Origin of the sequence: Alcanivorax sediminis, assembly GCF_009601165.1 — a bacterium.
GTDB classification, from domain to species: Bacteria; Pseudomonadota; Gammaproteobacteria; order Pseudomonadales; family Alcanivoracaceae; genus Alcanivorax; species Alcanivorax sediminis.
Genome location: NZ_WIRE01000004.1, coordinates 93,076 through 116,061, shown reverse-complemented (window position 1 = coordinate 116,061; position 22,986 = coordinate 93,076). Strand labels below are relative to the sequence as shown.

The following is a 22,986-nucleotide window of genomic DNA, read 5'->3' as shown; positions in this document are numbered from 1 at the left end:
TCGAGTCAGTTCCTTATCGAATCTTCAGGGTCGCCAGACCCACCAGTACGAGAATTACAGTGATAATCCAGAACCGAACGATGATTTTCGGTTCCGGCCAACCTTTCAGTTCGAAGTGATGATGGATCGGCGCCATGCGAAAAATGCGTCGGCCAGTGAGCTTGAACGAGCCCACCTGCAGCATCACTGACACGGTTTCCATCACGAACACACCGCCCATGATGAACAGCACGATCTCCTGCCGGACAATCACCGCCATCACACCCAGCACCGCACCCAACGCCAGCGCCCCCACATCTCCCATGAACACCTGGGCGGGGTAAGCGTTGAACCACAGGAAACCAAGACCCGCACCACACAGGGCAGCGGAAATAATCACCAGTTCACCCGCGCCAGCCACATAGGGGATCTGCAGATAGGTGGCAAACTCGGTATGCCCGCCGGCATAGGCAAAGATGCCCAGCGCGCCGCCCACCAGCACGGTAGGCATGATGGCGAGGCCGTCCAGACCATCGGTGAGGTTCACCGCGTTACTGGTACCGTTGATCACGAAGTAAGTCAGGATGATGTAGAACCAGCCCATATTGATGGCCACGCTCTTGAAGAACGGGACGATCAACTGGGTTTCTGCCGGGCTCTGCGCGGTGAAATACAACGCGAAAGCAGCACCAAAAGAGCCCACGGACAACCACAGGTACTTCCAGCGTGCCGGCAGGCCACGGGGGTTCTTTTCCACCACCTTGCGCCAGTCATCGACCCAACCCACAGCACCGAAGATGAACAGCACACCCATGGTGATCCATACAAAACGGTTGCTCAGATCCGCCCACAGCAGAGTGGAAATCACGATGGCAACCAGGATCAAGGCGCCCCCCATGGTCGGGGTGCCGGCCTTGCTCAAATGACTCTTCGGGCCATCATCCCGGATCGCCTGGCCCACCTGCTTTTCCTGCAGCAGGCGAATCATGATCGGCCCCACCCAGAAGGCGATGAACAGTGCTGTCAGCACACTGAGAATGCCGCGCAGGGTGATGTACTGGAAAACCAGGAATCCGCTGTAGTATTGGGCCAGGTATTCGGCCAGCCAGAGCAGCATCAGTGAGCCCCCTCATTCTGTGTGTTCGGGCTTTCACCCTGTGTCAGTCGCTTCACTACCACTTCCATTCCGGCCGTGCGCGAACCTTTCACCAACACGGTGCCGCCTGCTTGCAGCACCGGGGCACTCCAATCCACCGCCTGTTGATGGTCGTCGGCGATGTTCGCTCCATCACCAAAGCCTGTGGCCGCCGTTTGCGCGCCGCGCATGACCACCAGCTGGTCCAGACCTTTTTCGCGGGCATAGCCGCCCAGTTCTTCCACCAGTGTTTCCGCCTGTGGGCCCAGTTCGCCCATGGCACCCAGCACCAGCATCCGCGGGGCCGGCTGAGCGGCCAGCCAATCAATGGCGGCGCGCACGGAGCCGGGGTTGGCGTTGTAGGTGTCGTCCACCAGCAAGCCCTTGTCTACCGAATGCAGGTTCATACGACCTGGTACAGGCTTGAGGTGCTCAAGCCTCGGCAAGGCGTCATCCAGGGACACGCCCAGAGCACGAACAGCGGCAATCGCCATCAGCGCATTGTTGACCTGATGGGCACCGGCCAGTGGCACGGTGACAGTGTGCCCGGAAGGCTGAAGAACAAAGGTCACCTTGTCCTGCTGCAGGACAATCTGCTCGGCATAAAGGTCTGCCGCTTCACGAGTGCTGATGCGCATCACCTGAAGCCCGGCTTTTTCCGCTTCACCGGCAAAGAAATCGGCAAAACTGTCATCCGCATTGATGATTGCCTGACCTCCGGACTGACAGCCGCCAAAGATTTCCGCCTTGGCATTGGCAATGCCCTGCATGGAACCAAAGCCTTCCAGATGCGCTCCGGTCACATTGGTGACCAGCACCACACGGGGCTTGGCCAACGCACTGGTCCAGGCAATTTCACCGGGCGCATTGGCACCCAGTTCGATCACCGCATAGCGGTGCTCGGCACGCAGCCGCAATAGTGTCAGCGGCACACCGATGTCATTGTTGAAGTTGCCTGCGGTGGCCAGGGTATCGGCACCCAGCATGGCTGCGGCCATTTCCTTTACCGTGGTCTTGCCGGCATTGCCGGTGACCGCCATGCGATCCGCGGTAAACTGGTCAGCATAGCCACTGGCCAGTTTGCCCAAGCCATGGCGGGTATCGTCGACCTTCACCGCATTGGCAAATGCCGACTGATCGCGATCGACCAGCGCCGCTACTGCACCCTCGGCTGCTGCCTGGGCGAGAAAATCATGAGCATCAAAACGCTCGCCCTTGAGCGCCACAAACAGACAGCCAGGCGTCATGGCGCGGGTATCCGTCACCACGGCATTGATCTGCACGTCATCACCCACCAGCTCTCCGCCGGTCCACTGGACGATCTGGGACAACCACATCATTGGTCACCTCCCAGCGCGGCCAAGGCGTTACGCGCCAGCTCGCGATCATCACTGGGGTAACGAACGCCATTGATTTCCTGGTAATCCTCGTGACCTTTACCTGCCAGCAGAATCACGTCGCCGGCGGCGGCACGACGCACGGTATCGACCACCGCGTCGGCACGTTCCACGATGGCCATGGCACTTTCGGGATGAGTCAATCCGGCCTGCATCTGTTCAATAATCGTTTGCGGGTTTTCACTGCGCGGGTTGTCACTGGTCAACACCACAACATCCGCCAGCGCTTCAGCGGCTTTCGCCATCAATGGGCGCTTGCCGGTATCCCGGTCGCCGCCGCAACCGACAATGCAATAGAGCTTGCCGTCGAAGTGCGCACGGCAGGCCTGCAGAGCTTTCTCAAGGCCATCCGGGGTGTGGGCATAATCCACGATCACGGTGGGACCCTGCGCGGCGCTCACCGGTTCCATCCGTCCCGGCACGGGTGTCACTGCTGACAACGCCTTGCCAAGCATCGCGTTCTCCACACCCTGACCATGCAGGATGGCAGCCACCGCCATCAGGTTGCTGAGATTGAACGGACCAAACAACGGCAGAGCCACATTGACGGCTTCGCCGGCCACATTCAGGGTGGCGTGCATGCCATGGGTATCGTATGCCACCTTTTCACAACGTACGGTGGCACCTTGCTGGCCACCAAAGGTGACACAGCGAACGCCATCTGCCAGACAGCTCAGCAAGGAATTCGAGGCATGGTCGTCACAGTTGATCACGGCCAGACGCACACCCGGGCGTGAAAACAGCACTGACTTGGCCGCCAGATAGGACTCCATGTCACCGTGGTAATCCAGATGATCACGGCTCAGGTTACTGAATACTGCCGTCGTCACCGGAGTGTTGCCCAGCCGCTTCTGATCAAGCGCATGGGAGGACACTTCCATCGCCACGCAATTCGCACCGGCATCGCGGGCGCTGGCCAGGGCCGCCTGCAGGGTAATCGGATCCGGGGTGGTATGACCGGTGTGCTGCTCCTCACCCTTGAGCCCGACACCGAGGGTGCCGACAAGGGCACAACGGTTGCCCAGTGCATTGAGCGCATCGCGCAGGAACCAGGTAATGCTGGTCTTGCCATTGGTGCCGGTTACTCCCGTCAGCGCCATATGCGCCGCCGGCTCGTTAAACCAGCGCGCAGCCACATCACCAACCTGCCCGGCCAACTCCGGCACATGCACACAGGGCACCTGCTGTTCGTAGCTGACAGTGAACGGCCCCTGCTCGGCATCGGCCAGCACCGCAGCGGCACCCGCCGCCACCGCCTGCGCCACATAATGTCGGCCATCGCTGGCCACACCAGGCACCGCGACAAAGGCCTGACCCGCCTGCACCTGACGACTGTCCAACTGCAGGCCAGAAACGACGATACCTGCCACGTTGGCAGGCAGGTTCAGATTGGGCAGCAATTGCTGGAGGCTCATCATGAACGATCCTCCGTGTCCGGCGCGCCCGCCAGCAGCCCCTCGGGCCGATCCGGTGGCACGTGCAGGGTTCGCAGCACCCCGCTCATGATGTTGGAAAATGCCGGTGCGGCGACCAGACCACCATAGTAGGCATCGCCGCGAGGGTCATCGATGACCACCACAGTAACGATGCGCGGATCCGTTGCCGGCGCCAGACCAGCAAACAGACCAATGTAGTTGTCATCGGCATAACCACCGGAGACGACCTTGTGTACGGTACCGGTCTTACCGGCCACCTGATAACCCGGCACCTGGGCCCGGCTGGCCGTCCCTTCACGGCTGACCACGGTTTCCAGCATCTGCACCAGCTGACGCGCGGTTTCCTCACCGATAACCTGCTCACCCTGCGGCACACCCGTGACCTTCTTGAGAGTCAGAGGCACTTTCTTGCCATCGTTGGCAATCACCGCATAAGCCTGGGCCAACTGGACCGCAGACACACTCAAACCGTAACCGTAAGACAGTGCCGCACGCTCCACATCGCGCCACTTGCTGCGCAGCGGCAACAGACCGTCGCTCTCACCCGGGAAGGCAATACCTGTGGCCTGGCCAAAGCCGAAACGCTCCAGATAATCTGGCAGCGCCTGCTGATCCATGGCCAGCGCAAGCTTGCTGGTGCCCACGTTGGAGCTCTTGGTCAGCACGGTGGTAATGTCGATGATGCCGTAGTCACGGTGATCGCGAATGGTCTTGGTACCCACTCGCAGAGTGCCTGGATGGGTATTGATGGTGGTGGAGGGTGTCACCATCCCCATTTCCAGTGCCGCCGCCACCGTAAAGGGCTTCATAGTGGAGCCCGGCTCGAACAAGTCAGTGACCGCGCGATTACGTAGTGCCGCAGCATCCATGTTGCCGCGGTTGTTCGGGTTGTAGGCAGGCTGGTTGACCATAGCCAGCACTTCACCGGTATGCGCATCAACCACCACCGCACTGCCACCACGTGCCTTGTGCTTCTGCACTGCCGCCAGCAGCTCACGATAGGCCAGATACTGCAGGCGCAGATCGATGCTGAGGGTGACATCTTCGCCCGGCTCTGCAGGTTTGAGAACCTCAATATCCTGAATCACACGGCCCAGCAGATCACGGACCACCTTCTTGCGACCACTGTGACCTTCGAGCGCGGCATCCATGGCCAGCTCGGTGCCCTCCTGGCCCTCGTCATCGATATTGGTAAAGCCAACCACATGGCTGGACACTTCACCGGCCGGATAGTAGCGGCGGTACTCGGTGAGCGAATGGATGCCGGGGACATCCAGATCCAGCACCTTTTTGGCCGTTTCCGGTGCCAGACCCCGCTCCAGATAAACGAATTCGCGGTTCTCGTGACGACGAACTTTCTTGGCAAACTCCTTCTGACTGATCACGCCATTGTTGCCAAGGCGCGTCCAGGCATCCTGATGGGCCAGTGCTTCACGGGGGTTAGCCCAGAGCGTAATCACCGGGGTGCTCACAGCCAGCGGGCGCCCTGCCCGATCACGGATCACACCGCGGTGCGCGGCCAGCGGCTCCACGCGCAGATTGCGAATATCGCCCTGATGCGCGAGGAAGTCGTGCTGAATCACTTGCAGATCCACAGCCCGGGCCACCAACAGACAGGCACACACCGCCCAGAACCCCAGCACAAAGCGCCAGCGTGTCCGGAGGTTAGGTTGCCGTGTCTTGCGGACCCGGTTCTTCATGGTCGAATCAGCACTCGCTCATCAGTTTTCGGTAACTTCATGCCCAGCTTTTCACGTGCCAGGCGCTCCACCCGGGCATAACTGCCCCAGGTGCTGTGCTCCAGCAACAATTGACTCCACTGACTTTCCAGGCGGGTCTGTTGCTGCTGCAGTTTCTGGCTCTCGTCGGTGAGGCGGCGAGCCTGATGTACGCTGTAACTGACCGCCAGGGCGGACAGCGCAATCAGCACCACCAGACCGCGAATTGCCCACGGCGCGGTCACGCCACTTTCTCCGCCACTCGCAATACAGCACTGCGCGAGCGGACATTCACTTTCAGCTCCGCCTTGCCGGCGCGGATTGCCTTGCCAATCGGCTCCAGCCGCTGCGGCATTTCATCACCCAACGGCAAGCCACCGCGCCCTTTCGGAGCCCGGCCGGAATGATCGCGAATGAACAGCTTCACGATCCGGTCTTCCAGAGAATGGAAGCTGATAATGGCGAGACGCCCGCCGATGGCGAGCGTCTCCAGGGACTGTTCCAGCACTTCTGTCAGCGCATCCAGTTCCCCGTTTATATGTATTCTCAACGCCTGAAAGCTGCGCGTGGCCGGATGCTTGCCCGGCTCACTCCGCCCCAGCACCGACTCGATCAGGTCAGCCAGCTGCAAGGTTCGGGTGATCGGTTGTTCCTTCCGGGTCTCGCAGATGCGCTTGGCAATCCAGCGCGACTTGCGCTCCTCGCCATAGCGATACAACACATCCGCAATCTCCTTCTCTTCTGCCCGCGCCAGCCAGTCCGCAGCACTTTCACCCGAAGTGGGATCCATGCGCATGTCCAGCGGGCCGTCACGCAGGAAACTGAAACCGCGGCCGGCATCATCCAGCTGCGGGGAAGACACCCCCAGATCCAGCAGCAGACCATCAATCGGCCGGCCCTGCTCCGCTACCACCTCAGGCAGGCAATCAAAGCGGCTGGCTTTGATCTGGAAACGGCTATCTTCGCTTGCCAGCTTTTCACCCTCGGCAATGGCCAGGGGGTCACGATCAATACCGGTCAGGCGACCCTCTGCATCCAGCTTTGCCAGCAGCGCACGGCTATGACCACCCCGCCCGAAGGTGCCATCCACGTAAAAACCGTCACTACGGCTAAACCACATTTCCAGTACCTCCTCCAGCAACACTGGCAGGTGTTCGTACTGCTTCCCTGTGTCGGTCATCAGAAAGACAACTCCTGCACGCTGTCCGGCAAGGCTTCCGGATCCAGGATGCTGTCTTCTTCTGACCAGCTTTCTGCTGTCCAGATTTCAAAGCGGTGCATCTGACCGATCAGCATGGCCTGCTTTTCAAGACCAATGGCCGCACGCAATTCCGGCGGCACCAGCAGTCGGCCATTGCTGTCCATTTCGATTTCTACCGCCTGGCCAAGAAAACGACGCTTGAGCTGACGCACATGAGGGTTGGAATCCCGCTGGGCAGACAGCTTGTTGGCGGTTTCGGTGAACTCGTGACGCGGATAGAGCGCCAGACATTCGTCAAAGGGGTGACGGGTAAGCACAAGCTGGCCGCCGCAGGCTTCGATCAACGAAGCGCGGTACCGGGTCGGCATGGTCAGCCGCCCCTTGGCATCCAGATTGAGTGATGTGCTCCCAGTAAACACTGGCCGTCCTCTGTCTCTTGGTTAGGTGGTTCCTGCCCGCGGGCCTTGACCCACTTGGCGACACTTGCCGCACTCAAAAACCCACTTTTTCCCACTTTTCACCACAATGAGACACTCTAGGGCCACAGCGAAGCCCAAGTCAAGCAAACCCGGCTGCATAAACGTAAAAGAATTCCTAGACAAATCAGTCTGTTAGGGCACACAAAGGCACCCATTCATGAAAATGGGAGGTGATCAACGGAGGGAGTTTCGAGACGAATCAGAGTGCTGGGGCACGCTGATGAGAAAGCACTTTAAGTGTTAGACAAATTAGTTATTACTAACCGCGCTTTTTATTTCAAAAATCACTTCAAGCTGCCGGAATGCGGAAATCGGCCTCTGACATCAGGTCAACACCGCACTCCAGACCCGCAAACCAGTCCAGGAAGCGACCCACCTGCTCGCCGACAAAATACCCTCCATGCTGAGGCACAATCATGGCAGGATTAAGCTTGCGCACCATCCCCGCCCACAGGCGGCAAGCCCGGTTGCTGGCCATATAGCGGCGATGGAAACCGGCCATGCTGTGCACATGCTCATTGAAATCCGTCACCTCGCCCTCCTCACCACCAAGAGAGGCGCCCACATCCCCGGAAAACAGGATGCGACTGACCGGATCGTAGAAACTGAAATTACCCACCGAATGCAGAAAGTGGGCAGGCAACACCCACAGGCTATCGTTACCAAACGGCAAGACCGCCCCCTGATCCCCCACGCCCTGAATGCGCGCCTGCAACTGATCCCCCATCCGGCTGATCTCGTAACTGGAAGCCAGATGCGGCAGAAATCGTGACCAGAGACGACTAACCACAACCTGACAAGGGGTATGCATCAGCCAGCGCGGCAAGGACGCAATAATGTCCGGATCCTGGTGGGATGCGAGGATGTATTCAAGGTTCTCCAGCTTGATCAGCCGACTGAGGGCAATATTGAGCGGAGTAAAGGTCAGATCACCACCCGGATCAATCAAGGCGGCTCGCTGACCATGGCGAATGCAGAACTGGTTAGCCTGCACGCCTTCCCCCGTCACCAGATCGGCAAAGCGAAGCACCTCATGATCATCACGGCTATAAAGGGTGTCGATCTGGGACATGCGCGCACTCTCCGGCAGGGAATCCCGTTAGCGGGGGAGTGCAGTCTAGTCATTTAGACTGATAACACCTTGATACACATCAAGGCGGCTGAGCATTAGGTGGACCGGTCGATAAGCCGGGTTCTGTCGTGGACAGTCATTCATCTGGGACTGACGTCGCCATCAGCCTCTAGCAACCTACCCGGATCCAGCGCGGGCCACGCCATTGGATCCCTATTTGGTCTTGCTCCGGGTGGGGTTTACCCTGCCACCACTGTTACCAGCGGCGCGGTGCGCTCTTACCGCACCTTTTCACCCTTACCTGAACCCTCCGAAGAAGGAACGGGCGGTATCTTCTCTGTGGCACTAGCCGTAGCCTCACCGTCGCCAGTGAGGCCCCCAGGCGTTACCTGGCACCCTGCCCTGCGGAGCCCGGACTTTCCTCCAGCAGTCCCTTCAAAGAAGGGCGCTGCCAGCGACTGTCTGACCGATCCGGGGGCGAGTGTAATCAGTTAACAGTGAACAGTGAACAGTTAATAGCGGCACGACGACGCTTTTCTGGGCCAGAAACGCATGAGGCCGCACCCAATCGCTGGACGCGGCCTCATGCGCCTGAAGACCAAACAGGCCAGTTCGCGAACTATTCACTATTCATTATTAATTATTCATTGCCTCTAACAGTGCATAAACCTCCTGCCGTTTCATCCCCGTATGCGCTGCCAGAATCTTGGCGGCCCGGGACGCAGGGAGTTCGGCCAGCAGCAGCTTGGCCAACGCCTGGTCCTTGTCGCTCCAGCCTGCTGCCAATTCAGACGGAGACAGGATCAGCACCAGTTCACCACGCTGCTGGTTGCTGTCGCCGGCCACCCAGTCGCACAGTTCAGCCACCGGCCCACGACGGATGGTTTCAAACTGTTTTGTCAGCTCACGGCACAGGGTGATTTCCCGCTCTGCCGAGACCACCTCTCGCAGCGCCTCCAGGAAGGAAAGTACACGGTGTGGTGCCTCGTAAATAATGCTGGTGACATCCGCTGCAGCCAGTCGCTCAATGACTTGCTGACGGGGCGCCCCTTTTGAAGGAATGAAACCTTCAAACACAAATCGATCCGAAGGCTGGCCCGCTGCGGCCAATGCCGCCAGCAAAGCGGAGGCCCCCGGCACCGGCACCACCTGAACGCCCGCATCCTGACAGGCTCGCACCAACCGATAGCCCGGATCACTCACCAACGGTGTGCCGGCATCACTGATCAACGCACCTTTTTCACCATTTTGCATTCGCGCAACCAGCTCTGCACTGCGTTGATTTTCATTGTGATCGTGACAACTAATCATGCGCTTGCGCAAACCCAACTGATCCAGCAAACGCTGGCTATGCCGCGTATCCTCTGCCGCCACCCAGTCCACCTCTTCCAGCACGGAAATGGCGCGACGGGAAATATCGTCCAGATTCCCGATGGGTGTACTCACTACATACAAGACAGAGTTCATAATTGTCGAACTTCCTTATGGCTGGCCGCTGGAGACCCTACTACGAAGCGCCTACAATAGCCGCTCCATTCTGGTAATACGACTCTCGCCATGGATTTCAAGAAGGCATACTGGATTGCACTGGTCGCCACCTTTGCACTCGCAAGCTGTAGCACCACCCCAACCGGCACAGGCCAACCCGCAACCCTGCCCGTGGAGCAAACCCGCGGTATGGACAAGGCGCCGGAATCGTTGTCAGTTGCGCGCGCCCAAATAAACGCCCAGGCAACGCCGGAGTTTCGCATCAACTTGACCCTGGCATGGGCAGCTGAATATCTGCAGCAACAGCGTCCGGAGGATGCCGAACAGTTACTGGCCGATCTGAGTCCCGCTTCACTGACTACCGAAAAGCGCTTTCAGTGGATTCTGCTCAGTGGCCGTGCCGCCCTTGCCCAGCAAAATGCAGCACCGGCAGTAGAGCTGCTGAATCGTTACCAGGAAGAAATCCAGCAATACCCTGTGGAACAACAGGCGCAACTGGACCTGTTACGCGCCGATGCCCTGGCCATGGAAGGGCAACTGATCGACAGCCTGCAACAACGGGTTGCCGCTCACCCGCTGCTTAACGATCAGGATCAGGACTACAACCACGAAATGATCTGGCAACTGCTGATGCAGTTGTCACCGCAGGAACTGGCGAGCGCCATTCAATCCAGCAGCGGCGACCTGCGTGGCTGGCTCACCCTGGCACAACTCTACCGCGACCCGATTGCCGACCTTGACGCCCAGGTATCACGGCTGGACCAGTGGAGCGCCCAATGGCGCACCCACCCGGCCATCTCTGATGTGCCAGCCATGCTGGATGCCCTGAAGGAAGCCGCCAGCCATCGCCCCAGTCAGGTGGCTATCCTGCTGCCCACCAGCGGCCCACTGCAAAATGTAGGCAAGACGCTGCAGGAGGGCATCATGACAGCCCACTATCAGCAGAAGCAGAACAGCCTGAGCCCGACCCTGCGATTCTACGACTCCGGCCCGGATAATATTCTGGCGGTGTATCAGCAAGCCATTAATGATGGCGCAGATTTCGTGCTGGGCCCTTTATCAAAGGAAAAAGCAGCCACCATTGCTGCCCAGGGCACCCTTCCCGTCACCACCCTGGCGTTGAACTACATCGAGACTGACCAGGTACCGGAAAACTTTTTCCAGTTTGGTCTGGCCCCGGAGGATGAAGCCCGCCAGATTGCCCGTCAGGGCGTTCGTGAAGGCAGCAACCAGGCCGGCATCCTTTATCCCAAGGGCGACTGGGGCGAACGTGTCGCCCAGGCGTTCGCCGAAGAATGGCAAAACCTGCACGGCACCGTCACCGTGAGTCGCGCCTACCAGGAAGGCCCCGACATTGGTGAAACTGTGGAAGAACTGTTGCTGGTCGCCCAGAGCGAGGCACGCGGCAAGGAAGTGAGCCGTTTCACCAACCTGGACATGGACATTGAACCTCGACGTCGTCAGGACATGGATTTCCTGTTCCTGATTGCCAACCCCAACCAGGGACGCCAGGTCAAACCCGCTCTCAATTTCCATTTCGCCAAGGATCTGCCGGTGTATTCCACTTCGCTGATCTATAGCGGTGAATCCAATCCGCGTCGCGATCAGGATCTCAATGGCATCCGTTTTGTGGATATGCCCTGGATTATCGGTGACCAGAGCAGCGACCTGCACAAGGTTGCCGCAGAACAATGGCCGGATGGCCACGGTCGCTACGAGCGCCTGTACGCCATGGGCATCGATGCCTATCGCCTGCAGAGTCGCCTGTATCTGCTCAATACTCTGCCTTCAAGCGAGCTGCCCGGTGCCACCGGTCGCCTGCAGATGCGAAACCAGCAGGTGGTTCGACGGCTGGACTGGGCGGTATTCATGCGCGGTGAGGCCAAGGCCATGCCGCAGGTCGCCAACCCTTCCAACAGTCTGTCCGCCCAGTAATGCCGTTTCTGACGCGCCGCAAGGCGCGGGGCGATCAGGCTGAAGCCGCTGCCGAGCAGTGGCTCGTACGCAAGGGGCTTGCGCTGGTCACCCGCAACTATCGCTGTCGTCAGGGAGAGATTGATCTGGTCATGCAGGACCAGGACACCCTGGTCTTTGTCGAAGTGCGCTGGCGCCAGAACCGGAGCCATGGTGGCGCCCTCGCCTCGGTGGATCATCACAAGCAACATCGCCTGATTCAGGCTGCCAGACACTTTCTGGCCAAACACCCCGCACATCAACAGCGCCCCTGTCGCTTTGATGTGATTGGCATGGAACCGGACAATAACGGTTCTGTCAGTTATCAATGGATACAAAATGCGTTCTACAGCGAATAAGCTGTAGCCTGCGTAGAGACAAGACCAGTTGAGGTATTTATGAGCGTGGACCGAATCCGGCAACTGTTTGCCGAAAGTATTGAAACCAAGGCCAAGGCCGGCGAAGTCCTGCCCAGTGTCATTGCGGCGGCAGGCCAGGCGATGGTTGAGTGCCTGCTCAATGGTGGCAAGATCCTCACTTGCGGTAACGGCGGTTCCGCCGGTGATGCCCAGCACTTTTCCTCCGAGCTGCTTAACCGCTTCGAAATGGAACGCCCCGCCCTGCCGGCTATTGCCTTGACCACGGATTCCTCAACGCTGACGTCCATCGCCAACGACTACAGCTACAACGAAATCTTTTCCAAGCAGGTGCGCGCGCTTGGCGCCAGCGGGGACATCCTGCTCGCCATCTCCACCAGCGGCAACTCCGGCAATGTGATCCAGGCCATTCAGGCCGCCCACGACCGGGAAATGCGCGTGGTCGCCATGACCGGCAAGGAAGGCGGCGAGATGGTGAACCTTTACGGCCCGGACGATATCGAGATCCGGGTACCCGCCACATCCACCGCACGAATTCAGGAAGTTCACCTGCTGGTCATCCATGCCCTCTGTGATCACATCGACCAGCAACTCTTTGGAGGCCAGTAAGCCGCATGCGTATTCGTGATTCCCTGCTGTACGCCCTGTTGGCTGCCTGCCTGGGCCTCTCAGGCTGTGTGGCGCTGACCAAGGGCATGTCTGACCAGCCCACCGATCAGGATCATGGCTCCCGCACCTTCGGCGCCTTCTGGGAAGATGGCAGCATTGAACGCAAGGTAGCCATCAATATTTCTCGCGCCAGCGATGAGCTTGACCAGTCTCGCATCGTGGTAGTCAGCTTCAATGGCAACGTGTTGCTCGCCGGCCAGGTGCCCACTGAAGACCTGAAAAGCCAGGCAGGAAACATTGCATCCCAGGTACGCCACGTTCGCCATGTGCACAACGAACTGGAAGTGGCCGGCGGCAGCTCTTTCCTGGCCCGCACCAACGACAGCTGGCTTACCAGCAAGGTCAAGAGCCGCTTGTTCGTGAATGGCGAAGCCCCCGGCTGGCGCACCAAGGTGGTCACCGAAAATGGCGTGGTCTATCTGATGGGACTGCTTACCCATGCGGAAGCCGACGCCGCAGTGAGTCAGGCGCAGCGGGTGTACGGAGTACAGAAAATCGTCAAGATCATCGAGTATATCGACTAGGCGCCATGTGCCATCAACACGCTTCACAAAAAAAGCCCGCTCAATGAGCGGGCTTTTTCATGTTACGTGCGACGCGAAGCATGCTGCGTCTATTTCACGACTTTCAAATGACTGACCTTGCCTTTGCCATCCTCTTTCTTTTCCGGCTCGGGCGGCGTTGAGGGAGGCTCCGGTGGATCCACAGGATCAAAGGCCATCCCCTGACCATTTTCACGTGCAAAAATGGCAACCACCGCATTCACCGGTACCCGGATCGACATGGGCACACCGCCGAAGCGGGCAGAAAACGCGATTTCATCGTTACCCGCCACAAAGTTGGTCACCGCCCGGGGGGCAATATTCAGCACGATCTGGCCATCCTGAACAAAATCCTGCGGCACTTCCACGCCGGGATACACCGCATTGACCGCCATATGCGTGGTCAGGCCGTTATCGCAGATCCACTCGTGAATCGCCCGTATCAGATACGGGCGATTGGAGGTCATTTCAGCCATCAGAGCGGATTACGAAGTTCGCGTTCAGCGTCTGTCAGGCTTGCCTGGAAAGCGTCGCGATCGAACAAGCGCTCAGCGTAATCCAGCAACGGCTTGGCCTGCTTGGCCGGCAGCTCGACACCCATGGCAGGCAGCCGCCAAAGAATCGGACCCACTACACAATCCACCAGGGTGAACTCTTCGCTCATGAAGTATGGCAGCTCGCTGAAGATCGGCGCGCAGGCCAGGATTGCCTCACGCAACTCCTTACGACGCTTGGTCAGGCTGGCTTCCTTCTCTTCGCCAGCCAGGATCGCATCCACATGACCACACCAGTCACGCTCGATACGGTGGATCAGCAGACGGCTCTGGGCACGGGCTACCGGGTATACTGGCAGCAACGGCGGATGCGGGAAACGCTCATCCAGATACTCCATGATCACCGCGGACTGATACAGGGTCAGCTCACGATCAACCAGAGTGGGCACTTCGTTGTACGGGTTCAGCGAGGCCAGGTCTTCTGGCTTGTTGCTGCTGTCCACATCAACAATGTCTACCGTGACCCCTTTTTCAGCCAGCACGATACGGACACGGTGGCTGTAATGATCTTCCGGGGAAGAGAAAAAAGTCATTGAGGAACGCTTGGTCACCACACCCATTGTCGAGTCATCTCCACTTGTGATCTATAACAGAAACAGGGTAACCGCTTGCGCGGGTACCCTGTTCATCTCTGGAAAAGGACGTTGCTGACGGATCAGTGTACGTCTTTCCAGTATTCTTTCTTGAGCAGGTAGGCCGGGATCAGCAGGATGCCCAGGAATATCAGCACATAGACACCCAGACGCTCACGCTCGAGACGTACCGGCTCAGCGGTATAAGTCAGGAAGTTGGTGATATCACCCATGGCTTCCTTGAACTCATCTTCGCCCAGATCAGCTTCCAGACCCGCCATCACGTGGGGCATGCCCACATTCGGGAACACATGGTTGTTGTAACCGAACGGACGAGACTCATCTTCATAGAAGTTGATCAGGTAAGAATACACCCAATCAGAGTCACGCAGGCGGGTCACCATGGTCAGATCCGGCGGAGCCGTTCCAAACCACTTCTTGGCTGCCGCTTCCGGCATGGCATTTTCCATCTGATCGCCAAACTTCTCGGTGGCGAAATTCAGGTTAGCCATGACCAGCTCTTCGGAAATGCCCAGATCTTCGGCCATGCGGCTGTAGCGCATGTACTGCAGGCTATGACAGCCCATGCAGTAGTTGACGAACAGCTTGGCACCATTCTGCAGGCTCACCTTGTCTTGCAGATTGACCGGGGCCTTTACCACGTATTCATTGTTACCACCGCCAGCCGCAAAGGCGACCAGAGGCAGGCAGCTGAAAAGAATGACTGCGAGTTTCTTCATCAGTGACCCCCTGTTACCCGTTCCGGAACCGGCTTGGATTTTTCAAACTTGTGAACGAACGGCATGATCAGCAGGAAGTAGCTGAAGTAATAAATCGTGCCGAACTGCGCCATCATGGTTTTGCCCGGAGTCGCCGGCTGGGTACCGAAATAGCCCAGCATCAGGAAGTCCAGAACGAAGATCGCCATGAACACCTTGCTCCAGATACCGCGATAACGAATGGATTTCACCGGGTGACGATCCAGCCACGGAATCACAAACAGGATCACGATGGCACCACCCATGGCAACCAGACCCCAGGCCTTGGAAGACATGATGAAATCAATGGTTGTGGCACGTAGCATGGCGTAGTACGGACCGTAGTACCATACCGGCGCGATATGATCCGGAGTCTTCAGCGGGTTAGCCGGTTCGAAGTTCGGCTTTTCCAGCAGATAACCACCACCATCCGGGAAGAAGAAAATCACCACAGCGAAAATCATCAGGAAGACGATGACGCCCGGCAGATCCTTCACGGTGTAGTAGGGGTGGAACGGAATGCCGTCGACCGGGATACCGTTTTCATCCTTGTTCTTCTTGATTTCCACGCCGTCAGGGTTGTTGGAACCCACTTCATGCAGCGCCAGAATGTGCAGAACCACCAGGGCCAGCAGCACAATCGGAATGGCCACAACGTGCAGCGCGAAGAACTTGTTCACCGTGGCGGTGGAAAGCAGGTAGTCACCACGCACCCAGGTGGTCAGGCCTTCACCAATTTCCTTGGCATCTGCCGGGCTGATGCCAGGCAACAGCTCGAACGGAATCGCACCTGCCAGGGAAATGATCACCTGGGCACCCCAGTAGGACATGTTGCCCCATGGCAGTACGTAACCCAGGAAGCCTTCCGCCATCAGGGCCAGATAGATCAGCATACCGAAGATCCACACCAGCTCGCGCGGCGGCTTGTAGGAGCCGTACATGAGGCCACGGAACATGTGCAGATACACTACGGCGAAGAACGCAGAAGCGCCCACAGCGTGCATGTATCGGATCAGCCAGCCCCACTCCACATCACGCATGATGTATTCAACGGAAGCAAAGCCTTCATTGGGAGAGAAGAACATGGTCAGCCAGATACCGGTGAGCAGCTGGTTGACCAGTACCACGATGGAAAGCACGCCAAAGTAGTACCAGAAGTTGAAGTTCTTCGGTGCGTAGTATTCGGACATGTGACGCTTGTAGGCGTCAACCACGGGTAGACGCGCATCTACCCAGTCAATCACGCGATTCACCATTCCCATCATGCCTTGGTCTCCCCTTCTTCAGAGCCAACAATGACGACGGATTCGCTCAGGTAAGAGTGAGGCGGAACCACCAGGTTGGTCGGCGCCGGCACGCTCTTGTAAACGCGGCCAGCCAGGTCGAATTTGGAACCGTGACAGGGGCAGAAGAAGCCGCCAAATTCCAGTTCCACGGTAGGCTGCTGCTCAAACAAGGGAGAACAACCCAGGTGGGTACAGGTGCCCACCAGCACCAGGTATTCTTTCTTGATGGAACGCCATTCGTTCCTGGCATACTCCGGCTGTTGATCGGCTTCGGACGCGGGGTCACGAAGATTCTCGTCCAGCTTGGAAAGAGTGCCAAGCATGTCTTCGGTACGACGCACAACCCAGATGGGCTGACCTCGCCATTCCTCGACCACACGCTGACCGGATTCCAGCTTGCCAATGTCGATCTTCACCGGAGCTCCGGCATTCTTGGCCTTGGCGCTGGGTTGCCAGGATTTTACGAATGGAACAGCCACACCGACCGCACCTGCAGCACCAATTGCCGAGGTCAGGCCGATCAAAAACGTGCGGCGGCTGCTATTTACGCCGTCGTTGCTCATTGAGTTATTCTCCCCTCAGATCCCACGCTCGGGGTTTGTCCGGGACACGAGGCTCATCCTCGTGCTACGGGCGGAGTAAGGCGGCGCAAATGGTAAAGAAAAAGCCCACACCTGACAACCGGTTATTCCGTAACGACACACCCTAAACGCCTGATTTAGACACAAAAAAGCCCAGCATTGCTGGGCTTTTTTGTGAACCGATTGACCGGAAGTATCAACGCTTGGAGAACTGCGGACGACGACGCGCCTTACGCAGACCAACCTTCTTACGTTCTACTTCACGAGCATCACGAGTCACATAACCGGCACGACGCAGCTGACCACGCAGCTCACCATCGTATTCCATCAGCGCACGGGTAATACCGTGACGGATGGCGCCAGCCTGACCATTGTTGCCGCCACCGCTAACGGTAACCAGCACATCAAACTTGTCAGTGGCTTCTACCAGTTCCAGCGGCTGACGAACAACCATCTGGTTGGTTTTGCGACCGAAATACACATCCAGCGGACGACCATTAACGGTGATCTTGCCGCTGCCAGCACGCAGAAATACGCGTGCGGAAGAGGTCTTGCGGCGACCGGTGCCGTAGTTGGTTTCTACAGTTGCCATCGTCTAAAACCCCTTAGATTTCCAGCTGCTGCGGCTGCTGAGCAGTATGAGGATGCTCTGAGCCTGCATAGACTTTCAGTTTGCGGTACATGTCGCGACCCAGCGGGTTACGCGGCAACATGCCCTTCACAGCCTTCTCAATGATCATCTCAGGCTTTTCTGCCTGCAGAGTCGCGAAGTTGGCTTCTTTCAGGCCACCCGGGTAACCGGTGTGACGGTAGTACATCTTGTCGTTTGCCTTGTTACCGGTAACGGCCACTTTTTCGGCATTGATTACGACAATGTAATCACCGGTGTCGACGTGTGGAGTGTACTCCGGCTTGTGCTTACCGCGCAGACGGCTTGCGACTTCGGTCGCCAACCGACCCAGCGTTTTGCCGGAGGCGTCTACCACATACCAGTCGCGCTTTACGCTTTCCGGTTTTGCGCTGTAGGTCTTCATGGAATTCTGCCCTAAAATCAATATGTTACGGGTCGTAAACACCCGCCGGCGTCAGTTCCGCCGGGCAAGAGAGCGCGAATTCTACCCAAGCCCCCCACATAACACAAGCGATAAGAAGGGATTTGTTGAATTGACGCGCTTCGCAATAGTCAGGGCCTTATCCGCCCTTGTGGGCAGGCGGGCACCGTGATCAGATTGGGCGCCAATCATCGCGCATTATGGCCCCGCAGTAAAATCAGGAGGAAAACATGGAACACCGCCGCCTGGGTCGCACCGACCTCAATGTCAGCAGCCTGTGCCTGGGCACCATGACCTGGGGCAATCAGAACTCTCGCGAAGAAGGCCATGCCCAAATGGATATGGCGCTGGATTTCGGCATTAATTTCTTCGATACCGCCGAAATGTATGCCGTGCCAGCCAGCCCGGAAACCTCCTTCCGAACCGAAACCATTATTGGCGAGTGGTTTGCCAAAACCGGTAACCGCGACAAGGTCGTGCTGGCCACCAAGGCAGCCGGGCCCGGCGAATACGTTAAACATATCCGTGGCGGCCCGCGCTTCAACACAGAAAGCCTTCAGGACGCCGTTGAAGGCAGCCTCAAACGTCTGCAGACAGACGTGATTGATCTCTATCAACTGCACTGGCCAGAACGCACCACCAACTTTTTTGGTCGTCTTGGCTACAAGCACAGGAATGACGAAAACGCCATCGCCATCAGTGACACTGTCGCAGGGCTGAAAAAACTGGTCGACGCGGGCAAGATCCGCCACTGGGGTCTTTCCAACGAAACCCCGTGGGGGGTGATGACCTTCATCCATGAGGCTGAAAAGATTGGCCTGCCCCGCCCGGTCAGCATCCAGAACCCCTACTCCCTGCTCAACCGCAGCTATGAAGTGGGCCTGGCGGAAGTCAGCCACCGCGAAGAGGTAGGTTTGCTGGCCTACTCCCCACTGGCCTTCGGCATGCTCACCGGCAAGTACCGCAATGACAGCTGGCCGGAGAAAGGGCGCCTGACCCTGTTCAAGCAGTTTGCCCGCTACACCAATCCACAGGCCATTGCCGCCACGGAAGCCTACTGCCAGCTTGCCGAGGAACGGGAGATCAGCGTCACCCAGATGGCCCTGCAGTTCGTCACCACCCGCCCCTTCGTGACGAGCAACATCATTGGTGCCACCAACCTTGAGCAACTTGAAGAAAACCTCAAGAGCGTGGACCTGCACTGGGACAAGGATCTGGAGAAAGCCCTGGAAGCCATTCACACCTGCTTCCCGTATCCGGCACCTTAAAAGAGACGCAACACGCATCATGCCTGACGCAAAAAGGGCCCACCCGGTTTCCAAGGCGGGCCTTTTTGCGTCGATAAAACACTCGCTACACCCCGCTGTAGGAGCTTGCCTGCAAGCGATCCGAGCCTAAGCGAGGTAAGGATTCCAGAGACGAGTTTCGAGTCACGAGTTTCGAAAACCAAAAAAACGGCAGCCAGTTCGGGGGTTGGGGTTTTGCCCTTCGTAACTCGGTACTTGTCTCTCGAAACTGATTGCCCCGCCTGGGCTCGGATCGCTTGCAGGCAAGTTATTCGCTGCGCTCCCCCCTTCAGGGCCGCACTACGTGCGTTACTTCGCTGCGCTACGCTCCTACAGCGGCTCCGCCCCACCTCCGGGAGCAGCTCTGCCCAAGACGCTTGACGACAAGGCCTCTGCCATGCCAATGTTAACACCGTTAACTTACACAACGGATCAACATGGCACGCACCGCTTATCATCACGGCGACCTGCAGCAGCAGGCTCACCAGCAGGCACTGGACATTGTTCGCGAGCATGGCGACAGCGCCATCAGTCTGCGGGCGCTGGCCAAACAGCTGGGCGTCAGTGCCCCGGCGCTGTACCGCCACTTTGCCGACCGGGAAAGCCTGCTGGCCGAGCTGGCTATCAGCGGCTTTCACTGGTTGCGCGAGCGTCTACTGAGCGTGGACCAGCAGGATCCGCGACAGGCCCTGATTGGTATTGGCCTGACCTATGTTGCTTTTGCCCAGGATGAGCCCAACCTTTATCGACTGATGTTTGGGGGGCGCGTGCTTCCCATGGGCATGCACCCACGCCTGGACAACGCCGGCAAGGGAGCTTTTCAGGTCCTGGAAGACACCGTCGCCCGCGCCCGCGAGCGCGGCTACCTGAAGCCCCAGCCTTTGAACCTGATGACGGCCACAGCCTGGTCTCTGGTCCACGGCCTGTCGCTACTGACCATTGACGGCCACTTGCCCACTGCGGATGCCGAGCCCCATCTCGCCGAAAGCGTTACCAGCCTTTTGCTGGATGGCGCCATTGCATCTCCCCCAATTTCATCGCACAACGAGGTTTCCCCATGAGCACCCCTAAACCCAGCACCATCAGCGTTGGCCGCCGCTATCGTGCCAATCGCCTTGACGGCCACTACGACGCCATCATCATCGGCTCCGGTATCGGTGGGCTCACCGCCGCAGCCTGCCTCAGCAAGCTGGGCAAGAAAGTGCTGGTGCTGGAGCAGCATTACACTGCCGGAGGCTTTACCCACAGCTACGACCGCAACGGCTACGAGTGGGATGTGGGTGTGCATTACATCGGTGACATGGGCGCGAAGCACACCATGGCGCGGCGTCTGTTCGACTATGTCACGGACAGCCAGCTGCAGTGGGAGGCCATGGACCCGGTATATGACCGGCTATTTATTGGCGACCGTCAGGTTGATCTTGTTGCTGGCCCCAAAGCCTTTGCCGATGAACTGAAAAAACAGTTCCCCGACGAGGAGCAGGCCATCGATACCTACATGAGCTATCTCGGCCAGGTCGCCAAGGCCATGCCCGGGGTCACCCTGGCCAAGGTACTGCCAAAAGTGATGGCCGCCCCGTTCCGACACCTGGCACGACGCAAGGCACCCGATTTTCTCAACCAGACCACCCAGCAGGTACTGGAGAGTCTCACCGACAACCAGGAGCTGATAGCCGCCCTCACCGGCCAGTGGGGTGACAATGGCATGGTACCCACCGAATCCAGCTTCATTATTCACGCCCTGATTGCCCGACACTATCTCCATGGCGGCTATTACCCCATTGGCGGCGCCTCGGAAATGGCCAAGACCATCATCCCGGTCATCCAGCAAAGCGGGGGCGAAGTCTTCACCTATGCCGACGTGAAAGAAATCCTGATTGAACATGGCAAGGCGGTTGGCGTGCGCATGGCGGACGGACAGGATATTTTTGCCCCGGCCATCATCAGCAACGCAGGCGTGTTTAACACCTTTGGCGCGTTGCTGCCGGACAACGCGCCGCACAAGGATTTCTACCAGATGAAACTGGGCCAGGTGCAGCGCTCCATGGCCAGCGTCTGTCTCTACATCGGCATTCAGGACAGCGCCGAAAACCTGCAGCTGCCAAAGACCAATTTCTGGATCTATCCCGGCAGCGATCATGCCAGCCAGGTCAATGCCTTCCTGGAAGACCCGGAGAATCATGAGATTCCGCTCACTTACATCTCCTTCCCGTCAGCCAAAGACCCGAGTTTTGCCGAGCGTTACCCCGGTCGCGCCACTATCGAAATAGTCGCCCCGGGGCCATTCGAGTGGTACCAGGAATGGGCCGACAAGCCCTGGGGTAAGCGCGGCGATGACTACGAGGCAAAAAAAGAAGCCTATTCACAGCGACTGCTGGAAAAACTGTACGAGAAAATGCCGCACCTGCGCGGCAAGGTGGATTACTACGAGCTGTCCACGCCGCTCTCCACGGATTACTTTTGCCGCTACAGCACCGGCGAAATCTACGGCCTTGACCATACCCCGGAGCGTTTCGAGCAGGACTGGCTGAAACCGAAAACCCGCATTCCAGGCCTCTACCTCACCGGTCAGGACATCATGACCTGCGGCGTGGTCGGCGCCATGATCGGCGGCCTGCTCACCACCATTGCTGTGGGCGGCGCCAAAAGCCTTCCTCTGGCCAAGAAAATGTTTGTCGGCTAATGCATTTACCATTCTGGCTGACCGTGGCCGCCCTGAGCCCCGCCATTGCCCCGCTGGCAGTTTATACCCGCCACACCACTCCTCGGCTGCCGGAAGCCGAAGGGCATCGCGCGGGGCATCATGGTGGCGGGTCAGCAGGTTATCGCCTTCTAGTGCTGGGAGAGTCCACCGCCGCAGGCGTGGGTGTACCCGAGCATCAGCAAGGTCTGGCCAGCCAGATTGCCCGCCTGCTCGCCCATAAGAGCCGCCGCCGCGTGGACTGGCAGACGATGGGCACCAACGGCATTCGCATGGCGGCGCTGCTGGACCAGGTCCACAACGCAACCCTGCCAGAATACGATGCGGTTTTTGTCAGCATGGGAGTAAATGACACCACAGGCCTGACGCCTCGCAAGCGCTATCGTCAGCAGCTTGCCCGGCTCATTCAGCTGATCCAACACCAGCAGCCTGATGTCGCCATCTACCTGCTGTCGGTTCCCCCCATGCATCAATTCACAGCCCTGCCCTCACCGCTGCGGCAGATACTCGGCTGGCGAGCCCGGCTGCTTGATGGGCAACACCAGCAGCTGGCATCCACCACGGCCAATGTCTTCTACCTCGGCTATCCACCACTCAGTGACCCTGCGCTGCTGGCAGAGGACGGTTACCACCCCAGTGCCAACGGCTACCTGGCCATGGCTGAGGCCATTGCACGTCAACTGTGAGATTGATCACAGCAGAAAGACTTTTCCTCCCGCAAATGCGAAAAAATTCTTATTCTTTGCACTG

Annotated in this window: 24 protein-coding genes and 1 other RNA gene; 8 read left to right on the top strand and 17 right to left on the bottom strand. The window is 58.4% G+C overall.

Features of this window, described 5'->3' with window-relative positions; genetic code table 11:
• Window positions 1-13: 13 nt before the first annotated feature.
• The 10 genes from mraY to rsmI form a co-directional block, all read right to left on the bottom strand.
• Window positions 14-1,096, bottom strand: coding sequence for a phospho-N-acetylmuramoyl-pentapeptide-transferase (mraY, locus tag GFN93_RS17130; RefSeq protein ID WP_153502512.1), 1,083 nt, complete (start codon window positions 1,094-1,096; stop codon window positions 14-16).
• Window positions 1,096-2,454, bottom strand: coding sequence for a UDP-N-acetylmuramoyl-tripeptide--D-alanyl-D-alanine ligase (locus tag GFN93_RS17125; RefSeq protein ID WP_153502511.1), 1,359 nt, complete (start codon window positions 2,452-2,454; stop codon window positions 1,096-1,098). The genes mraY and GFN93_RS17125 overlap by 1 nt, the downstream gene beginning before the upstream one ends.
• Window positions 2,451-3,929: a UDP-N-acetylmuramoyl-L-alanyl-D-glutamate--2,6-diaminopimelate ligase gene (locus tag GFN93_RS17120; RefSeq protein WP_153502510.1), complete on the bottom strand. Its 1,479-nt coding sequence runs from the start codon at window positions 3,927-3,929 to the stop codon at window positions 2,451-2,453. Before GFN93_RS17120 ends, GFN93_RS17125 begins: the two co-directional genes overlap by 4 nt.
• Window positions 3,926-5,647 (bottom strand): peptidoglycan D,D-transpeptidase FtsI family protein, encoded by a 1,722-nt coding sequence (locus GFN93_RS17115; RefSeq protein ID WP_153502509.1) that lies wholly within the window; start codon window positions 5,645-5,647, stop codon window positions 3,926-3,928. The genes GFN93_RS17120 and GFN93_RS17115 overlap by 4 nt, the downstream gene beginning before the upstream one ends.
• Window positions 5,644-5,910, bottom strand: coding sequence for a cell division protein FtsL (gene ftsL / locus GFN93_RS17110; RefSeq protein ID WP_328594860.1), 267 nt, complete (start codon window positions 5,908-5,910; stop codon window positions 5,644-5,646). Before ftsL ends, GFN93_RS17115 begins: the two co-directional genes overlap by 4 nt.
• Window positions 5,907-6,845 (bottom strand): 16S rRNA (cytosine(1402)-N(4))-methyltransferase RsmH, encoded by a 939-nt coding sequence (gene rsmH, locus GFN93_RS17105; protein ID WP_153502508.1) that lies wholly within the window; start codon window positions 6,843-6,845, stop codon window positions 5,907-5,909. The genes ftsL and rsmH overlap by 4 nt, the downstream gene beginning before the upstream one ends.
• Window positions 6,845-7,285, bottom strand: coding sequence for a division/cell wall cluster transcriptional repressor MraZ (mraZ, locus tag GFN93_RS17100; protein WP_328594858.1), 441 nt, complete (start codon window positions 7,283-7,285; stop codon window positions 6,845-6,847). The genes rsmH and mraZ overlap by 1 nt, the downstream gene beginning before the upstream one ends.
• Window positions 7,286-7,634: 349 nt before the next feature.
• The gene (locus tag GFN93_RS17095; protein WP_153502507.1) at window positions 7,635-8,417 is read right to left on the bottom strand and encodes an oxygen-binding di-iron domain-containing protein; all 783 of its coding nucleotides are present in this window, start codon (window positions 8,415-8,417) and stop codon (window positions 7,635-7,637) included.
• 96 nt (window positions 8,418-8,513) lie between these two features.
• Window positions 8,514-8,891: RNase P RNA component class A (rnpB, locus tag GFN93_RS17090), an RNA gene on the bottom strand.
• A gap of 162 nt (window positions 8,892-9,053) precedes the next feature.
• Window positions 9,054-9,884 carry a 16S rRNA (cytidine(1402)-2'-O)-methyltransferase gene (rsmI, locus tag GFN93_RS17085; protein WP_153502506.1) on the bottom strand — a complete coding sequence of 277 codons (831 nt, stop codon included), beginning with the start codon at window positions 9,882-9,884 and terminating at the stop codon, window positions 9,054-9,056.
• A gap of 90 nt (window positions 9,885-9,974) precedes the next feature.
• Between rsmI and GFN93_RS17080 the strand changes: the two genes are divergently transcribed.
• From GFN93_RS17080 to GFN93_RS17065, 4 genes are read left to right on the top strand one after another with little or no spacing between them, the layout of a single operon-like run.
• The gene (locus GFN93_RS17080) at window positions 9,975-11,840 is read left to right on the top strand and encodes a penicillin-binding protein activator (protein ID WP_153502505.1); all 1,866 of its coding nucleotides are present in this window, start codon (window positions 9,975-9,977) and stop codon (window positions 11,838-11,840) included.
• Window positions 11,840-12,217: a YraN family protein gene (locus GFN93_RS17075; RefSeq protein WP_153502504.1), complete on the top strand. Its 378-nt coding sequence runs from the start codon at window positions 11,840-11,842 to the stop codon at window positions 12,215-12,217. Before GFN93_RS17080 ends, GFN93_RS17075 begins: the two co-directional genes overlap by 1 nt.
• A 39-nt stretch (window positions 12,218-12,256) precedes the next feature.
• Complete coding sequence (locus tag GFN93_RS17070) at window positions 12,257-12,844, top strand: phosphoheptose isomerase (RefSeq protein ID WP_153502503.1); 588 nt, start codon at window positions 12,257-12,259, stop codon at window positions 12,842-12,844.
• 5 nt (window positions 12,845-12,849) lie between these two features.
• Entirely contained in the window at window positions 12,850-13,428 is a 579-nt protein-coding gene (locus GFN93_RS17065) for a BON domain-containing protein (protein WP_153502502.1), read from the top strand.
• 89 nt (window positions 13,429-13,517) lie between these two features.
• On the opposite strand, the gene GFN93_RS17060 is transcribed toward GFN93_RS17065, so the two are convergent.
• The 7 genes from GFN93_RS17060 to rplM form a co-directional block, all read right to left on the bottom strand.
• Entirely contained in the window at window positions 13,518-13,922 is a 405-nt protein-coding gene (locus GFN93_RS17060; RefSeq protein ID WP_194285844.1) for a ClpXP protease specificity-enhancing factor, read from the bottom strand.
• Entirely contained in the window at window positions 13,922-14,560 is a 639-nt protein-coding gene (gene sspA, locus GFN93_RS17055; protein ID WP_153502500.1) for a stringent starvation protein SspA, read from the bottom strand. The genes GFN93_RS17060 and sspA overlap by 1 nt, the downstream gene beginning before the upstream one ends.
• Before the next feature lie 95 nt (window positions 14,561-14,655).
• The gene (locus tag GFN93_RS17050) at window positions 14,656-15,312 is read right to left on the bottom strand and encodes a cytochrome c1 (protein WP_153502499.1); all 657 of its coding nucleotides are present in this window, start codon (window positions 15,310-15,312) and stop codon (window positions 14,656-14,658) included.
• Entirely contained in the window at window positions 15,312-16,595 is a 1,284-nt protein-coding gene (locus tag GFN93_RS17045; RefSeq protein WP_153502498.1) for a cytochrome b, read from the bottom strand. Before GFN93_RS17045 ends, GFN93_RS17050 begins: the two co-directional genes overlap by 1 nt.
• Window positions 16,592-17,179 carry a ubiquinol-cytochrome c reductase iron-sulfur subunit gene (gene petA, locus GFN93_RS17040; protein ID WP_153502497.1) on the bottom strand — a complete coding sequence of 196 codons (588 nt, stop codon included), beginning with the start codon at window positions 17,177-17,179 and terminating at the stop codon, window positions 16,592-16,594. Before petA ends, GFN93_RS17045 begins: the two co-directional genes overlap by 4 nt.
• Before the next feature lie 214 nt (window positions 17,180-17,393).
• On the bottom strand, window positions 17,394-17,789 hold the full coding sequence (gene rpsI, locus GFN93_RS17035; protein WP_035231610.1) for a 30S ribosomal protein S9: 396 nt from the start codon (window positions 17,787-17,789) through the stop codon (window positions 17,394-17,396).
• Window positions 17,790-17,802: 13 nt separating this feature from the next.
• Window positions 17,803-18,231 carry a 50S ribosomal protein L13 gene (gene rplM, locus GFN93_RS17030; RefSeq protein ID WP_153502496.1) on the bottom strand — a complete coding sequence of 143 codons (429 nt, stop codon included), beginning with the start codon at window positions 18,229-18,231 and terminating at the stop codon, window positions 17,803-17,805.
• Window positions 18,232-18,479: 248 nt separating this feature from the next.
• Between rplM and GFN93_RS17025 the strand changes: the two genes are divergently transcribed.
• The 4 genes from GFN93_RS17025 to GFN93_RS17010 all read left to right on the top strand — a co-directional run bounded on the left by GFN93_RS17025 (window position 18,480) and on the right by GFN93_RS17010 (window position 22,922).
• Entirely contained in the window at window positions 18,480-19,517 is a 1,038-nt protein-coding gene (locus GFN93_RS17025) for an aldo/keto reductase (RefSeq protein ID WP_153502495.1), read from the top strand.
• 455 nt (window positions 19,518-19,972) lie between these two features.
• Window positions 19,973-20,596, top strand: a complete 624-nt coding sequence (locus GFN93_RS17020; RefSeq protein ID WP_153502494.1) for a TetR/AcrR family transcriptional regulator — start codon at window positions 19,973-19,975, stop codon at window positions 20,594-20,596.
• Window positions 20,593-22,218, top strand: a complete 1,626-nt coding sequence (locus GFN93_RS17015; protein ID WP_153502493.1) for a phytoene desaturase family protein — start codon at window positions 20,593-20,595, stop codon at window positions 22,216-22,218. Before GFN93_RS17020 ends, GFN93_RS17015 begins: the two co-directional genes overlap by 4 nt.
• On the top strand, window positions 22,218-22,922 hold the full coding sequence (locus tag GFN93_RS17010) for an SGNH/GDSL hydrolase family protein (RefSeq protein WP_153502492.1): 705 nt from the start codon (window positions 22,218-22,220) through the stop codon (window positions 22,920-22,922). Before GFN93_RS17015 ends, GFN93_RS17010 begins: the two co-directional genes overlap by 1 nt.
• The last annotated feature ends 64 nt before the right edge of the window (window positions 22,923-22,986 follow it).

Bases quoted from the DNA above. Each gene is read 5' to 3' on its own strand.
- GFN93_RS17125 (WP_153502511.1), bottom strand. From the start codon at position 2,454: ATGATGTGGTTGTCCCAGATCGTCCAGTGGACCGGCGGAGAGCTGGTG.
- GFN93_RS17060 (WP_194285844.1), bottom strand. From the start codon at position 13,922: ATGGCTGAAATGACCTCCAATCGCCCGTATCTGATACGGGCGATTCAC.
- GFN93_RS17065 (WP_153502502.1), top strand. From the start codon at position 12,850: ATGCGTATTCGTGATTCCCTGCTGTACGCCCTGTTGGCTGCCTGCCTG.
- petA (WP_153502497.1), bottom strand. From the start codon at position 17,179: ATGAGCAACGACGGCGTAAATAGCAGCCGCCGCACGTTTTTGATCGGC.
- GFN93_RS17010 (WP_153502492.1), top strand. From the start codon at position 22,218: ATGCATTTACCATTCTGGCTGACCGTGGCCGCCCTGAGCCCCGCCATT.
- GFN93_RS17080 (WP_153502505.1), top strand. From the start codon at position 9,975: ATGGATTTCAAGAAGGCATACTGGATTGCACTGGTCGCCACCTTTGCA.
- GFN93_RS17045 (WP_153502498.1), bottom strand. From the start codon at position 16,595: ATGATGGGAATGGTGAATCGCGTGATTGACTGGGTAGATGCGCGTCTA.
- rpsI (WP_035231610.1), bottom strand. From the start codon at position 17,789: ATGGCAACTGTAGAAACCAACTACGGCACCGGTCGCCGCAAGACCTCT.
- GFN93_RS17070 (WP_153502503.1), top strand. From the start codon at position 12,257: ATGAGCGTGGACCGAATCCGGCAACTGTTTGCCGAAAGTATTGAAACC.
- GFN93_RS17120 (WP_153502510.1), bottom strand. From the start codon at position 3,929: ATGATGAGCCTCCAGCAATTGCTGCCCAATCTGAACCTGCCTGCCAAC.
- mraY (WP_153502512.1), bottom strand. From the start codon at position 1,096: ATGCTGCTCTGGCTGGCCGAATACCTGGCCCAATACTACAGCGGATTC.
- rsmI (WP_153502506.1), bottom strand. From the start codon at position 9,884: ATGAACTCTGTCTTGTATGTAGTGAGTACACCCATCGGGAATCTGGAC.
- GFN93_RS17020 (WP_153502494.1), top strand. From the start codon at position 19,973: ATGGCACGCACCGCTTATCATCACGGCGACCTGCAGCAGCAGGCTCAC.
- GFN93_RS17025 (WP_153502495.1), top strand. From the start codon at position 18,480: ATGGAACACCGCCGCCTGGGTCGCACCGACCTCAATGTCAGCAGCCTG.
- GFN93_RS17115 (WP_153502509.1), bottom strand. From the start codon at position 5,647: ATGAAGAACCGGGTCCGCAAGACACGGCAACCTAACCTCCGGACACGC.
- GFN93_RS17050 (WP_153502499.1), bottom strand. From the start codon at position 15,312: ATGAAGAAACTCGCAGTCATTCTTTTCAGCTGCCTGCCTCTGGTCGCC.
- sspA (WP_153502500.1), bottom strand. From the start codon at position 14,560: ATGGGTGTGGTGACCAAGCGTTCCTCAATGACTTTTTTCTCTTCCCCG.
- GFN93_RS17015 (WP_153502493.1), top strand. From the start codon at position 20,593: ATGAGCACCCCTAAACCCAGCACCATCAGCGTTGGCCGCCGCTATCGT.
- GFN93_RS17075 (WP_153502504.1), top strand. From the start codon at position 11,840: ATGCCGTTTCTGACGCGCCGCAAGGCGCGGGGCGATCAGGCTGAAGCC.
- GFN93_RS17095 (WP_153502507.1), bottom strand. From the start codon at position 8,417: ATGTCCCAGATCGACACCCTTTATAGCCGTGATGATCATGAGGTGCTT.
- rsmH (WP_153502508.1), bottom strand. From the start codon at position 6,845: ATGACCGACACAGGGAAGCAGTACGAACACCTGCCAGTGTTGCTGGAG.
- rplM (WP_153502496.1), bottom strand. From the start codon at position 18,231: ATGAAGACCTACAGCGCAAAACCGGAAAGCGTAAAGCGCGACTGGTAT.